Below are 13,849 nucleotides of genomic sequence, written 5' to 3'. Positions count from 1 at the left end.
GAGAAGGAACTTTAGGGTGTTCTGAGTGAATTCAGGAGCGCTGAGGTTTGTTTCAACGAGCTGTTTATCGATGTTGATGATCAGCTCCTGTGGCTTGTTCAGAAGCGTGGGTCCTTAGGATTTGATAGATCCAGAGCTGCAACAGGTCTCGGCCTTTTGGTGCTTTTGAGGGAGAGAGGATTAGGACGCGTCCATCAGGGTGTGTCGGAACATTGCCGGTGATTTGGATACCGTTGACTTTGATATCGATGGGAGTGATTTCCAGCTCAGGCAAGTCCTCGATCAGAGATTCGATAGATCCCAGTTGCTTGACTAACTGGAGGTGGCCAAATTCACCTGAGGGGATGAGTCCCTGCTGGCGCCACGCTGATTCATGAGCTGGATCGAAATGGCGACTTTTGAGTAATTGGTTTTTTAGACCCCAGCCGACAAGGCCGTTGATTTCGAGTGATTCATCTTCTTCCAATGGTGCGTCATAGTAATGGCGCCGCGCTTGGAGGCTCTTTCTTAGAAAATGTGATGTCGATCTGGTCAGGCCAGAAATGAAGTCATCCAGATCGATGTGTGTTGGGTTTTCGTCGAGAGTTACGGACACTTCAGCCCGAGGTTCTTTTGATTCTTTGGTTGAGCCTAGAGTCACCGCGGCTTGCATAAGGTGTGCGTCATGGCTACTGGGCACTTCTAGGAAATAAGCTGGGTCGTAGGCGTGGAGTTTTTCTCTGACAACTGCTTTGGCTAGACCGGGGGTCGTATCGATGAGAGTTTGCAGAGCAGTCGATGGTGGACGTGGCTCTCCGTCTTTGATCGAGGTTCCCACATAGCTGAAGTAGAGGTTTTCACGGGCAGAGAGAATGGCCTCGAGGAAAAAATAGCAATCGTCATCGCGAGTGGAACGGTCACCCGCTTGTCGTGAATCCTTGGTCAGGTCGAACTGCACATCGGACGTGCTGCGTGGGAACGCATCGTGGTTCATCCCAAGTAGGCAAATCACCCGTGCGGGGATGGCGCGCATTGGTTTAGTCTCACAGAAAGTTATCGATCCATTGAGGAACCCGAAGGCTGGAGATGAGTCGTTGAGGTAATCTTTAAGGTGCTCGGCAAAGACATCGCTCGGAATTGTTTCTTCTATCAGTGAAGACTGATCGTGAAGCTTCTCTAACACTTGTAGCAAAGGCTGGATAGATTGCTGGGCGTCTGGAGATTTTGAAAACCCGAGATCTATCCATTCCTTTGTAGCCGCCACCCAATCTTCCAGACTTCGTTTGTCTCTGAGCTGGTTGCGAATGGCAGCACACCACTCGACAAAAGAACAGAGCGCACCAAGAAGACGCGTGGAGCTGCCTTCGATGTCGTGGTAGGGGAGAATGTTTCGCCAAAGCGTGAGTTCTTTACACGGCATGGCGTAGCCGAGTAGTAGCCTGTCTAGTCCGTCACGCCATGTCCAGGTGGAGTCCTTGCAGTCGGGAGCGATCTCACGGATGTGTTTGAAGTCGAAGCCCCATCGGATACCAGATTGGGTGACCCATTGGCGAATCGTACCGAGGTCTTGTTCATTTAGATTGAGGTGCTCGGCGATGGCCGGCACGGAGAGTAGGTCGAGAGCTTCGCGATTGGTGAAACGCTTTTTGTTTAGATCGAAGAGTTGTGCAACTGCAGCTATGGCAGGTTCGTTGACGGGGGCAGACCTATCGCTGATGCGGTAGGGGAGATAGAATTCTTTCTGGCGCTGTAGAGCTCCAAACACAGCCTCGATAGAGGGAGCATAGCTTGCAATGTCTGGGCAGAGCACAATCACGTCTCCGGTGTCGAGCGGAGATTTTTCAGCGAGCTGGAGTAGGTAGTCCTTGAGAGTTTCCAGCTCGCGGAGGGGAGTGTGGCAGGAGTGAACGGCCAGTGAGGAGTCGATAGATGTATCATCGCTCATCGGGCGTCTATCGAAGATACTGTGCTGTAGCTGTTGGAGGCTGTTAGTAGCTGTTGGGTGCGTGGTATCCTGCGGCTGGAAGTTGTGAATCTCCGTGTTTCCAGTTTCGCCACCATAGAGCGTGTGGACGAACTCGCGGCCCATCCTGCCGAAACTCGCTAACAGCGGATTACCTTCTATGAGAATTGAGGATTCATCAAAGGCCTCAGCCATTGTCCATTGGCGCTTGGTCGGCGCATCTTCCCAGTAACCTTCATCGATAGAGACCGGGTTCATCCAGTAAATGTGTACCGGTATCTGTTGGCTGAGAAGGTAAAGGAAGCGCACATAGATCGGTGCGAAGTTTGAAATTCCGAAAACGTGGAGTGCGCTGGGAAGTTCGGAATCGATTTCTAACTGCTCTGTCGCCAGCAACTTTTGCGACCAATGTTGGATCTCGTTTTTAGTCAACTCCTGCCAGAGAATGCGTTGCCATGCTTCGTGGGAACTAAAGGCTGAAATACTCTCGCCTGCATTCCAGGCGGTGATCCACTCAGGTCGGTAGAGCAGGTACTTGTCGTAGAGCGCCGCGATCTGGCTAGAGAGTTGGTAGCGCTTGAGCGATGCCTCGATCTCAGTGACCGAGCTGGAAAGGTAGGTCTTGAGGATTTCAAACTCAGGTCTGTCGATCAATCTCGGCAGTAGCTCGTAGATCGGCCATTTAAGCTCGTCGAGCTGGACCGATTTTTCATCAATCAATCCCTGAAGAAAACTATTGGGCTGTGGGAAGTCGACCAACATCGCCAGCCCAGTCTGCTTGGCAATACGCTGCCGCAACCACGTCGCCATCCCCTGGTTCCGCACGAGTACAGTCGACTTGTGAAAAGGCGAACCAGCTCCTTCTTTAGCAAGGTTTTCTAGCAGTAACTCGGCAAGGTCTTCTTGTTTCGGGAAATGATGGAGGTTGAATTGAGCGTTTGGCATGGACGAGAAGTGAGAAGTGAGAAGTGAGAGGTGAGAGGTGAGAGGTGAGAGGCACCGGGAAACGACATTCTTTTTTTGGGTGGGAGGATGTTCGTTAAGATAGCGATGATCTGAAAGTCGCGTTATTCTATGACTTCAGATTCAATTTGTTGGAGGATAACTTGTTTTAGAATATTTCGAGTGGACAGGTCTTGAGTGTAGTCGGAGACAGTCCAACAAGCCCGAAGCTAGCAGCTATACTTCCAGAGACTTCTTTATAATCTCTAGCGAAAGCTGGTACTTGTCATCTTTCGGCAGAGCTTCGGTGTGGTTTGCATAGACTAGGCTGACCTCATTCTCGCTGGCATTGAAGCCGATGTCTTGGCGTGAGACGTCGTTTGCGACAACAAAGTCACATCCTTTACGCTGGAGTTTTCCGCGAGCATTGTCTTCGACATTTTCTGTCTCTGCGGCGAAACCTATCAATGTTCCTTTATAGCCGAAGACTTCTCTAGCTGATCCTAGAATATCCGGATTTTTGACCAGCTCGAGTGTGAGCGTGTTGCCCGTTTTCTTGATCTTTTGTTCTGGCACATTGACTGGGCGGTAGTCAGCAACGGCGGCGGCGAAGATGGCAATTTGCGCTTTGCCGATGTAGCGAGAAACGGCCTCGTACATTTCTGCCGCAGTTTCCACTGGCAGGTAGTCGACTCCTTCGGGGACCTCGAGGTCGCAGGGACCTGAAATCAGAGTGACCCGGTGGCCTTCGTGGGCTGCAGCTCCGGCGAGGGCGTAACCCATTTTTCCGGAGGAACGGTTGGTCAGATAACGGACGGGATCAAGTGGCTCGTGCGTCGGGCCAGCGGTGATGAGAAAGTGTTTTGCCACAATGGGAAGGAGAGAGTAGAGAGAAGTTAGGGGAGGTGGGTGCGGATTTCTTCGAGGATCGAGTCGACTGGCATTAGCCGGCCTTTGCCTTCGTAACCGCAGGCGAGCATGCCATTTTCATCGGGGCCGAAGAATTCGACGCCATCGGCTTTGAGTTGTTCTACATTGCGCTGGGTGGCGACGTGGTCCCACATTTTGCCATTCATCGCAGGGCAAATGAGCACCTTGGCCTTGGTGGCGAGGTAGATGCTAGAGAGGGGATCGGGAGCAAGGCCGTTGGCGAAGTTGCCTATGGAATTAGCGCTGGCTGGGACGATAACCATCAGCTCAGCACTATCCGCGAGGTCAATGTGACCAGGTTTCCACGACTGTTTTTCATCCTGCAGGCTTACCAGCACTGGGTTGCGCGACAGGATCTGCAGGGTGAATGGAGGGATGAACTCGGTGGCTGATTGGGTCATCACACAGTGCACCTCGTGGCCGTCTTTGACGAGAGCCGAGGCGATGTCTGCTGTTTTATAGGCGGCAATGGAACCTGTGATGCCGAGGACGATAGTGGCCATAGGCAAAGTGTGGAGTGCGAAGTGGCGAGTGTGAAGTGAAATACTTACGGATTATACAACTCGGAGTTTCAAAAGAACCCAATGTCATTTTTTTGATTTCAGAAATGGCGCTTCGCTGAAGAAGCGGTTACAGGGCACTTTCTTGATAAATCAGCGTTTCTCCTCAGTCACGGTGCTCGAACCGCTTCTTCGTTGCGCCTCGATTTCTCAAGAAATCACTCCAGCATTAGGTTCTTTCGAAACTCAGAGTGGTATTAGTTGGAATGCTAGTTTGACGGATGTGTTGTTAGTTTTTAGGTTGTCTCTATGAAATGGGATGATGCTTCAGAGAAAATTTTGGTAACGATGCTCGGTCACCTAGGCTTTTCCATTGAGGTGGAAAGGATAACGACTGACGACGGCCTCTGTCTGCAGATCAAAGTTGACGATACCAAGACCATCATTGGTCGCAATGGTGATCGACTGGAGGACTTGCAATACCTGGTGAATCGGATTCTCAATAAACATTTTCCAGATGCGCCAAGGGTCAAGGTCGACTGTGATAATTACCGCCACGAGCAAGAAGGCAATTTGGTGGAGAGCTCGCGCGAGCTAGCACAAAAGGTGGTCGAGACTGGTAAGTCTACCCGCACCCGCCCACTCAATGCCTACTACCGTAGAATCGTCCACAATGCACTGGCTGACACGACTGGAGTCAACACCGCCTCCCCCAGCGGCCATGATCGCTACAAGAGGATTGAAATCACACCAGCTTAATACCATGGAAACACATCGACTCGTACTGACTGAAGATCTCAACCAATATGGCTTTCTTTTTGGTGGCCGCTTGCTGAGCTGGGCTGACGAGGCTGGCTACATTGCTGCTAGTCAGGATTTCCCCGAGGCCCGCTTTGTAACGATTGGAATGGGAAAGGTCGAGTTTCTCCAATCGGTGAAGAATGGCGCAATTATCCGCATTTGTGCAAGTTTGCAGATGAAGGGGACCACATCAGCCAGCTACCGAATCGATATTTATTCCGGCAAGGAGCCCGAGCGAGGTGCAATTTTCTCCACCGACATCAGCTACGTCAATGTGGGGGAGGATGGAGTGAAAAAGCCCTTGAGCTGAACAGATATCGACGGCAAAAAGTAAGATCAAATTGAACCAAGGGAAAGTCTCTAGGTTTCAGGGCTTTAGTTTTTCAGAGGCTTGAGCCAATGGCGCTTTAGAGTTGGACGCTTGGTTTTAACCACAGATTACTCAAATTTCATAGATGGCTGTTGCAGTGATTCACGTGAGAGCTACGTCCCCCTCGTTAAACGATGCTGAAGGAGTATTCGTGCTAGGAGCATTATGTGCTCCATCACTTCGCCAGACTAGAGGCAGAACACATGCCATTTTTTTAATCTACTCCTCCAACACCAAATAGGAAGAAAGTATCGTGGGTCTCAATCTGCAATTGGACGCCCCACGACAGCCCACCATAGACTCAAACATTTTTTAGAGTTACCTTCATAGACAAAGGGGATGTAGTGTTCTCCCTCAGATATTGTGTGACTATATATTTTGTTGTTGCTCGCTCACCATCGCCACGTGTTCCTTCGAATAAATCATCGATAAACGCTCAATTACAGCCGCGTTATCGAGCTGCTGATCACACTTTGGTGGCACTTCTCCGAGAATGTGGAAATGGTTGCTCATGATGCAATAGGTCAGCACACGAACCCCGCAGATGGCCTCATACATCCGCATGAAGCGGACAAATTGTTCCTTGCCTTTACTATCTAGCAGGAAATCCTGATCAACGATGCGTGATACAACGTAATAATGTGCAGAACGATCTTCTGCCCTACCCACGGTGCCAATAAACGAGCTTTATATATATCTGTAACCACTTTGTAATCAGCATTTTAGCGCAAGTCGATTCTTGATTTCTAGGAATTTGCTTATTCAGGGTGTCCCTGAGGACGTTGTTGGGGAGAGGGGGGAGAAAGGGGGTACTATTGAAAAATGAGGCCCACTGTTTAGCAAAATGAGTTCTAGTCCGCTAACGTATTACTTAGTAACCGTCTTGCCAATCGGCCTGGAGAAACTAGAGCTTCGATCGTTTCATCTTTGAAATCAGGATCTTTAAGTAATAAAATTTTTTGGTGAATAGGTGTAATAATCGCTCAGTTTGAAGCATTTACTGAATGTGAAAGACTGAGCCTCGTTAAAAAAAATACGTACAAACATATGAGCCTTCACGCCAAAACGACCCCCGAGGCTGCCGCAAATCTTGCTGCACCGAAGAGAACATCTACCGTTTCGGCATTGATTATTTCAGTACTTTCAATGTTTTTGATTGGTTTGATCCTTTTTGTCATTGCCTTGACTGTGGAAGTGAAAAGGCCGCCTGAGATTATTTCTTATAATGCTGGAGTCGATGAAACAGAGGAAATAGAGAAGCCTGAGACGACAAATCAGGTCGAGCGTAAGCCCTCGGCACCATCTTCATCAATGGCGAAGGTGATTGCCTCGAATACAGCTTCACCAACAGCGGTACCTGTAACTGACACCGAAGTAACCGAACCATCAGTAGATTTTGGTAATGGCGATGACTTCGGTGACGGCTGGACTGATGGCGATGGATGGGGCAGCGGCGGAGGCGGCGGAGGAGCTTCCTTTTTTAATCAAAAAGTCAAAGCTGAGCGTATTTGTTTCGTGATCGATTATTCAGCCTCAATGAGAGGGAAACGTTTCGAATTACTTAAGGTTGAACTAGCTCGTTCTGTTGCATCTCTACCTGACTCCATTGAGTACCAACTCGTTTTTTCTGCGGGCCCAGCATGGGTTGCTGGCTGTGATCTGCAAATGAATGGCAGAGGTGCTGCAGTGGTGGAGTATGACGGAGAAAAGTATGAGTGGATCGGAAAGGGTGCTACTGATTGGCGTACAGAAAATGAAAAACTACCTACCCCACTCTGGTTGAAGGCTACTAACAAGAATTTAAAGGAATCACTTAAAATTATTGAAGAGACAAAACTCGTTTATGGAACGGCTTGGCAGGCACCTTTGGAAATGGCACTCGCTATGGAGCCTCAGCCAGACATAATTTTCTTTATGACTGACGGCAGTTGCGGTGGGAAATCTGCTCAAATTGCGGAGGAGATAGCAAAAAAAGCGAAGAAAAAAGATATTGTAATTAATGCAATCGCAATGATGTCCCCGTCAGCACGTGATGCCATGGGGTCTCTCGCGGAGATTACTGGTGGTCAATTCTCCATGGTCGATAAGTCTGGTAAGACTAAGGTGCTGATCAAGGGCAAGGAAGACGAGTAATCCCCAAAAACAGTTTTTCATAGAGTTGGGAGAACCCTCGGACCATTATCGAACGCAGCACTATAAGCAAAGCTGGGCCAGCATGCGTAGGCCAGTGATAAGTAGCACAACAGAGAAAACCTTCTTTAGCTTTACGGCATCCAATTTAGCGGCCAGTGATGCGCCGACAGGAGCGAATAACACAGTTAGCGGCACAATGCAGATTAAGCCGCCTAGGTTGACTAAGCCGAAAGTGCCAGCTGGAGCATCAATAGGAGCTTTACCTAACACCAACATAGTCAGTGCACCGGGCAACGAAATGATGAGTCCAATGGCTGCGGCTGTTCCCACAGCCCTATGAGCAGGGTAGTTATAGAGGGTGAGTAATGGAACAGAGATAGTGCCGCCGCCAATACCGATCATAGAGCTGAAGAAGCCAATGGTGGCGCCCATTACTGTTTGTCCTGCTCTACTTGGTAATTGTTTGAAGATTGCGGGTTTCCCAGTCCTTAAAAGCATATTAAGTGCGGACAGGGTTGCGATCACACCAAACAAGCCAGTAAGCCAAGTGCCATCAACACGAGTCACTAACCAGCTGCCAGCCAAAACACCTATAAGAATAAATACAGCCCAGCGCTTTATAAGACTAAAGTCCACATTACCTTTCCGATGATGTGAGTGAATGGAGCTAATCGACGTCGGCACTATGGTTGCCAGTGAGGTTGCTGTAGCTACCACCATGGCCGATTCTGGTGACACTCCATAGCTTTGAAATAGAAAAAAGAGTACCGGTACGATGACGATACCGCCGCCTACGCCTAGTAAACCGGCTAAAATACCAGCGAATACCCCCGTCGCAACCAATCCCATAAACGTTGAGATATTGTTCGTTATGAGTTCAATGATTTCCATGAATGACTACTTAATTATTACTAAAGATAGGGAGCTTAGACTCAACAAGATGGTGCATTGCGGCCCCTTTTGTGTGCTGATTAGTATCCACTAGAATGTGCATGTGGCCGAGAGTTCTTGTCGGACTATCTCTGCACCAGCAGATAAGGCATTGAGCTTACCTCTCGCTACTTCACGTGAGAGCGGAGCCATACCGCAGTTAGTGCACGGGTAGAGCTTATCGGCGTCTACATACTTGAGCGCTTCTCGTATGGTCGCTGCCACATCTTCGGGAGTTTCAATCGTGTCGGTAGCGACATCAATTACGCCGACCATGACCTTTTTACCTCGAAGCAACTCGATCAGTTCGACAGGAACACGGGAGTTTTGGCACTCTAGTGAGACGATATCGATGTTTGATTGCTGTAGCTTAGGGAAAACCTCTTCATACTGACGCCACTCAGAGCCTAACGATTTTTTCCAATCATTATTGGCTTTGATGCCGTAGCCGTAGCAAATGTGGACTGCGGTTTCACATTTGAGCCCTTCGATTGCTTTTTCTAAGCAGGCGATACCCCATTCATTCACTTCATCAAAAAAGACGTTAAAGGCTGGCTCGTCAAATTGAATGATATCAACACCGGCGGCCTCTAATTCTTTCGCCTCTTGGTTGAGAATCTTGGCAAATTCCCATGCCAGCTTTTCACGGCTTTTATAATGTGCATCGTAGAGAGTATCCACCATTGTCATAGGCCCAGGTAGCGCCCATTTAATCGGCTGATCAGTTTGCTGGCGTAAGAATCTGGCATCTTCAACAAATATTGAACTCGGTCGACTCACTGGCCCGACAACTGTCGGCACACTTGCCTCATAGCGGTCACGAATCTTAACGATCTCACGCTTTTTGAAGTCCACGCCATCGAGGTGCTCGATGAACGTGGTCACAAAGTGCTGACGTGTTTGCTCACCATCACCAATAATATCAATGCCGGCATTTTGTTGCTCCTGTATAGACACACGCAAAGCGTCGAGTTTGCCGTAATTTAATTCTGTGCCTTGTAATTTCCAGGGCGACCAAAGTTTCTCAGGCTCAGCGATCCAAGATGGTTTAGGTAAGCTTCCAGTTGTGGAAGTTGGGAATAATTTTTTCATAATAAAATTTCTAAATACTTGAGTGCTTTATACTGCGTGACTATCTGACCATTGCTGGAGGAATGATCGGTAAGGCTTTATAAAGGCTTCCTCTGTAAACTTCCCTTGCTGGAGTGCCAGTTGACTACGTTCCTCACGGTTATACACAATTCGAGTGATTGAGTGATCTGGGTGTGTCAAACTTGGTTGGTATTGATTGCCTGCAATGGAGTTCGCATTATAGATCTCAGGACGGTAGATTTTCTGGAAGGTTTCCATCGTGCTAATCGTGCTGATGAGCTCGAAGTAAGAGTAATCACTAAGCAGGTCACCAAAGAAATAAAATGCCAGGGGAGCCACGCTGTTAGGAGGCATGAAGTAACGTACCTCTAAGCCCATTTTCTTGAAGTAGAGCTCCGTCAAAGAAGATTCGTTCGGCTCATATTCGACACCTAGCGCTGGGTGCTGATTTTGTGTGCGACTGTAGATTTTCTTATCTGAAACGCTGAGGCAGATCACTGGCAGTTTCTCGAAATTTTCTTGGTAAGTATCAGATGCTATAAAGTCCTGGAATAGTTTGCCATGAAGCTCGCCAAAGTCTGATGGGATACTGAACTTCTTCTGAGCTTTGATGTGATCTGGCAGTAATATGCTGAAATCATAATCACGCACATAAGAGGAGAAGTTATTACCTACAATACCATCAATGCGCTTGTCGGTTTTGTGGTCAAGAATGCTGGTCTTCAGAATTTCGATAGATGGGAAATTTTGGCCATTCCCTTCAATATCAACATCGACAGAGATGATTTCCAGATCAACTGTGTAGCGATCACCTTTGGGGTTATCCCAACAAGCTAAAGCGTTGAATCGGCTGTTTATCATTTTCAATGTGTTTCCCAAATTCTCTTGGCGGCTTTCTCCCCTCGCCAAATTGGCAAAGTTGGTAGTGACGCGGGTATTTTCTGAGGGATGGTAATTTTCATCGAAGCGAATTTTCTTAATAGTGTATGCAAAACCTTTCTGGGTTCTAGCTAGGTTTGCTGTTTCTTGTGATTTAATCTGAACGGTATTCATTGTTATTTTTGAATGTTTAAAGTGCGGTTTAAAGCAATCAGCTCATCGGAAATGAGTGCCTCTGTTTGCTTTGATATTTTGAGCATAACAGGATTGACCGATGAATAAAAATGGTGGTTACTCATCGAACTATGAGTAAAGCTCATGCATAATTATGACCTACTTAGAACGCATTCATCTGGAGATCATTCTAGCAGTCGAAAAAGAAGGAAGCATGACAGCGGCAGCTGAATCACTGCACCTTACACAATCGGCCCTCAGCCACAGCATACGTAAACTAGAGGATCAGCTGGGAGTTAAGCTTTGGCAGCGAAAGGGGAGACAGCTGCTGCCAACTCAAGCTGGGCAACATTTACTCAAGACTGCTAAGCGGCAAATCCCGCAGTTTATTCGCACCGAAAACCAGCTGATTCAATTTAGCCGAGGTGAGAGAGGTTTGTTAAGGATCGGGATGGAGTGTCATCCTTGCTACCAGTGGCTTCAAACCATTACAAATTCCTACCTACAGGACTGGCCATCGGTCGATTTGGATGTCATCCAACGCTTCAAATTTGCAGCGATGGAGGCTTTGCTAGCACATGAAATTGACATTATCGTCACACCAGACCCGGTGAGAAAGAAACAACTCACTTTTGTGCCAGTATTTGATTACGAGCCAGTCTTAGTTGTGGGTGCAGATCACCCATACAAAGACTATGATTATGTTGAGCCCAAGGACTTGAGCGAAGAAACTTTATTCACCTATCCTGTCTGTTCTGATCGTTTGGATATTTTTTCTAACTTCCTCACTCCTGTTGGGAGGACTGTAAAAATCCAGAAACTCATCGAAACAACTGAAATCATGATTCAGATGGTGGCATGCGGGCGAGGAGTCACTGCGCTACCACGTTGGCTGGTGGACGAATTTGCCGAAAGCTACGACATCTTTCCTGTGAAGTTAGGCAAAGAAGGCGTGCAGAAACAAATTTATCTAGGGATCCGCGAAGAGGATGCTGACGTTGATTACATCCAAGCATTCCTCAATCAAGCACAGTCCCCATCTGTTGTAACTTAATTGGAGGTTTTAGCCATGGCTCAGCTTGTCATTTTGTGACTCATTGACAATCGTTGCCAATGGGGCTAATTTGAGGGTAAGTTCATCTATACAGGAAAAATATGCCAACTCAGAATGTAAACTTAACATCAGTGCTTGATAGTTTTGTCAAAAAACAGGTTCAATCGGGTTACTTCAATAATGCTAGTGAAGTGCATCGGGCCGCTTTGTCTGCGATGTGTAAGCTGGATGAGGAAAGGCGATACAGAGTAGAACGTCTTAAAGTTGAGGTTCAAAAAGGGATTGATACTCTTGCTGAAGGGGACGTATTGAACTCTTCAGCAGATATTCGATCTTCGATTCGTGGAGCTTTGGATTCTTTGCTAGCTGGTTCTGAAACTAATCCTCAATGAGGCCTCTACATCGCTCGTCGAAGGCAATTGATGACATCAATGCGTGCCTAGAATGGTCGTTAGATAAGTTTGGTCGGTTAGCAACCGAACGCTATGCTGAACTACTTAGTGTGAGCTTGGAGGAGATTTGTAACGATCCTTTTACTATAGGCTCCGAACCTTTTCCTGAAATGGGGGAGATTCGCTTGATTCACACCAAACACTTCAGAAAGTTAGCTCCTGTTGAGGGATTGATCGTGAAAAATCCTCGACATTTTCTCGTTTACCAAGAGTTAGATAACAAAATCTTTCTTGTTCGAATATTACATGATAATATGGAGCTTGAAGAGCATGTTTGAGATGGTGGCTTGGCTGTAGGCGTGATTGCATTGCCTCGCTGGTTAGTGAACGAATTTGCCCGAACGATACGATATCCACCCTGTGAAGTTAGGCAAAGAAGGCGTGCAGAAGCAAATTTATCTAGGCATCCGCGAAGAGGATGCAGACGTCGACTACATCCAAGCGTTCCTCGAGCAGGCGCAGTCCTCCACGAGCTAGCAGCAAGTGCGACTGATGCAGCTTTTAAGTTAATTTTTGAGATTGGAGATTGCTGCGAAATCTACCTGATGCGTCTGGTTCTCCACATTTAGCCTCATCACCTCAAGCCCTCTGTGGAACGAATCCCCCAATTCTTCGACATTCAAAGTTCGGTGGTAGTGGACGTAAATGATGGCCTCTCTGAGAATAAAGAATTTCTTGAGACGTGAGGTGTCGACTGCCTTTGAGGGGCTATTTATTAGGTAACCTTTCAATAGAGGTCCCCATAAAAATTTGATTCGAGAGTTTAGTCCTTCATCGGCGAATTTGTTCAATACTTTGCAATAGATCGAATCATAGAGGGTCGTAGCAAGGTCTTGTAGGTGGTAGCCATATTCGCAGTTGTCGAAGTCATAGATCCATAGCTCTCCATTGTCTTGGTAGAAGTTTACGAAGTTGATGTCTCCATGTGTTAGACCGAATGACTCAGGAGTTCTTCTGCCTTCGTTTAGCTCACTGATCATGTCTAGGATGCTGTCTCTAAACTTGGGGGTGATAGACTGCTTAAACTCTAAAAAGTCTTCATTTAATAGACGTGATTCATGGCACATGAGTCGATCTAATGGGTGACCTGTTGTTGCGAAGGATTTGGCTGTTTGGTGCATCTTTCCATTCAGGGCTCCTAGTTTTTCGAATACTACCTCATCGGCGTCTTGGCGTAGTGCTGGTAGACCTGGTGCGTGTTCGAAGCTCGAAACAATGTAGTGCACACCTTCAATTACGCAGCTGAGAAAAGTTTGACCATTCTCCGTGGGAACTGGGCGGCACACACTGATATTTTGCTTCGCCAGATAGTTTACCCAATCTAACTCAGCCTTTGTTTGGGATTCAGTTCGATACCTTTCTTTTGAAATACGAATAACACGCTTCCGATTTAGCTGTCGGTAGACAATATTTTGAGAGTGTTGTATGAACTCTAAGTCCGCATCCGAAATCCCAAAGGGTCTGACAAGAGTATTAAGGAGTTCGATGTTTAGCATACTCTGTTAGTTGGTTTTATGCGGTTTTATGCGGTTTAGTGTTGTTTGAGAGGTTGAGGTATCAAATTCTACGAACTCTAGCTAGAAATCAAAAAAGCGGCGGCCTATTACTAGGACGCGCTTTGAAATATTTTTTATCATGCGCACCAGCGCA

The 13,849-nt window shown here is 47.3% G+C and carries 14 protein-coding genes and 1 pseudogene; 7 read left to right on the top strand and 8 right to left on the bottom strand.

Annotation, left to right across the window (positions count from 1 at the left end; translation table 11 throughout):
* Positions 1 to 64 precede the first annotated feature (64 nt).
* From recC to BSZ32_RS00110, 3 genes are all read right to left on the bottom strand, one after another.
* Positions 65 to 2,887: an exodeoxyribonuclease V subunit gamma gene (gene recC / locus BSZ32_RS00120; RefSeq protein ID WP_105041550.1), complete on the bottom strand. Its 2,823-nt coding sequence runs from the start codon at positions 2,885 to 2,887 to the stop codon at positions 65 to 67.
* 234 nt (positions 2,888 to 3,121) lie between these two features.
* Positions 3,122 to 3,754, bottom strand: a complete 633-nt coding sequence (locus tag BSZ32_RS00115) for a phosphopantothenoylcysteine decarboxylase domain-containing protein (protein WP_105041549.1) — start codon at positions 3,752 to 3,754, stop codon at positions 3,122 to 3,124.
* Between the two features lie 26 nt (positions 3,755 to 3,780).
* A complete protein-coding gene (locus BSZ32_RS00110; RefSeq protein ID WP_105041548.1) occupies positions 3,781 to 4,317 on the bottom strand; it encodes a flavoprotein in 537 nt (178 codons plus the stop codon).
* 306 nt (positions 4,318 to 4,623) lie between these two features.
* Here BSZ32_RS00110 and BSZ32_RS00105 point away from each other — a divergent pair, with 306 nt between their 5' ends.
* Together BSZ32_RS00105 and BSZ32_RS00100 are read left to right on the top strand one after the other, a co-directional pair.
* Positions 4,624 to 5,073, top strand: coding sequence for a Jag family protein (locus BSZ32_RS00105; protein ID WP_105041547.1), 450 nt, complete (start codon positions 4,624 to 4,626; stop codon positions 5,071 to 5,073).
* Positions 5,074 to 5,077: 4 nt separating this feature from the next.
* A complete protein-coding gene (locus BSZ32_RS00100; RefSeq protein ID WP_105041546.1) occupies positions 5,078 to 5,425 on the top strand; it encodes an acyl-CoA thioesterase in 348 nt (115 codons plus the stop codon).
* Between the two features lie 429 nt (positions 5,426 to 5,854).
* On the opposite strand, the gene BSZ32_RS00095 is transcribed toward BSZ32_RS00100, so the two are convergent.
* Positions 5,855 to 6,154, bottom strand: a complete 300-nt coding sequence (locus BSZ32_RS00095) for a transposase (protein WP_165788544.1) — start codon at positions 6,152 to 6,154, stop codon at positions 5,855 to 5,857.
* Positions 6,155 to 6,532: 378 nt separating this feature from the next.
* Between BSZ32_RS00095 and BSZ32_RS19020 the strand changes: the two genes are divergently transcribed.
* Positions 6,533 to 7,618, top strand: coding sequence for a vWA domain-containing protein (locus BSZ32_RS19020; protein WP_129589506.1), 1,086 nt, complete (start codon positions 6,533 to 6,535; stop codon positions 7,616 to 7,618).
* 60 nt (positions 7,619 to 7,678) lie between these two features.
* Here the strand turns inward: BSZ32_RS19020 and BSZ32_RS00085 are convergent, their stop codons facing one another.
* The 3 genes from BSZ32_RS00085 to BSZ32_RS00075 all read right to left on the bottom strand — a co-directional run bounded on the left by BSZ32_RS00085 (position 7,679) and on the right by BSZ32_RS00075 (position 10,693).
* Positions 7,679 to 8,509: a sulfite exporter TauE/SafE family protein gene (locus BSZ32_RS00085; protein ID WP_105041544.1), complete on the bottom strand. Its 831-nt coding sequence runs from the start codon at positions 8,507 to 8,509 to the stop codon at positions 7,679 to 7,681.
* 90 nt (positions 8,510 to 8,599) lie between these two features.
* Positions 8,600 to 9,640: a methionine synthase gene (locus BSZ32_RS00080; protein ID WP_105041543.1), complete on the bottom strand. Its 1,041-nt coding sequence runs from the start codon at positions 9,638 to 9,640 to the stop codon at positions 8,600 to 8,602.
* 27 nt (positions 9,641 to 9,667) lie between these two features.
* Positions 9,668 to 10,693: a DUF1852 domain-containing protein gene (locus BSZ32_RS00075; RefSeq protein WP_105041542.1), complete on the bottom strand. Its 1,026-nt coding sequence runs from the start codon at positions 10,691 to 10,693 to the stop codon at positions 9,668 to 9,670.
* Between the two features lie 154 nt (positions 10,694 to 10,847).
* On the opposite strand from BSZ32_RS00075, the gene BSZ32_RS00070 reads away from it, so the two are divergent.
* The 4 genes and pseudogenes from BSZ32_RS00070 to BSZ32_RS18535 all read left to right on the top strand — a co-directional run.
* Positions 10,848 to 11,747: a LysR family transcriptional regulator gene (locus BSZ32_RS00070; RefSeq protein ID WP_105041541.1), complete on the top strand. Its 900-nt coding sequence runs from the start codon at positions 10,848 to 10,850 to the stop codon at positions 11,745 to 11,747.
* Between the two features lie 101 nt (positions 11,748 to 11,848).
* Entirely contained in the window at positions 11,849 to 12,139 is a 291-nt protein-coding gene (locus tag BSZ32_RS00065) for a type II toxin-antitoxin system ParD family antitoxin (protein WP_105041540.1), read from the top strand.
* Entirely contained in the window at positions 12,136 to 12,477 is a 342-nt protein-coding gene (locus tag BSZ32_RS00060) for a type II toxin-antitoxin system RelE/ParE family toxin (protein WP_105041539.1), read from the top strand. The genes BSZ32_RS00065 and BSZ32_RS00060 overlap by 4 nt, the downstream gene beginning before the upstream one ends.
* An 18-nt stretch (positions 12,478 to 12,495) precedes the next feature.
* Positions 12,496 to 12,676: pseudogene (locus BSZ32_RS18535) on the top strand (LysR family transcriptional regulator); the annotation flags it as partial.
* 29 nt (positions 12,677 to 12,705) lie between these two features.
* Here BSZ32_RS18535 and BSZ32_RS00055 read toward each other — a convergent pair.
* Positions 12,706 to 13,695 (bottom strand): phosphotransferase enzyme family protein, encoded by a 990-nt coding sequence (locus tag BSZ32_RS00055; protein WP_105041538.1) that lies wholly within the window; start codon positions 13,693 to 13,695, stop codon positions 12,706 to 12,708.
* Positions 13,696 to 13,849 lie beyond the last annotated feature (154 nt).

Origin of the sequence: Rubritalea profundi (assembly GCF_002954445.1) — a bacterium.
Classification (GTDB): domain Bacteria; phylum Verrucomicrobiota; class Verrucomicrobiia; order Verrucomicrobiales; family Akkermansiaceae; genus Rubritalea; species Rubritalea profundi.
The sequence above is the reverse complement of the archived record's forward strand: the minus strand, read 5'-3'. Positions and strand labels throughout refer to the sequence as shown.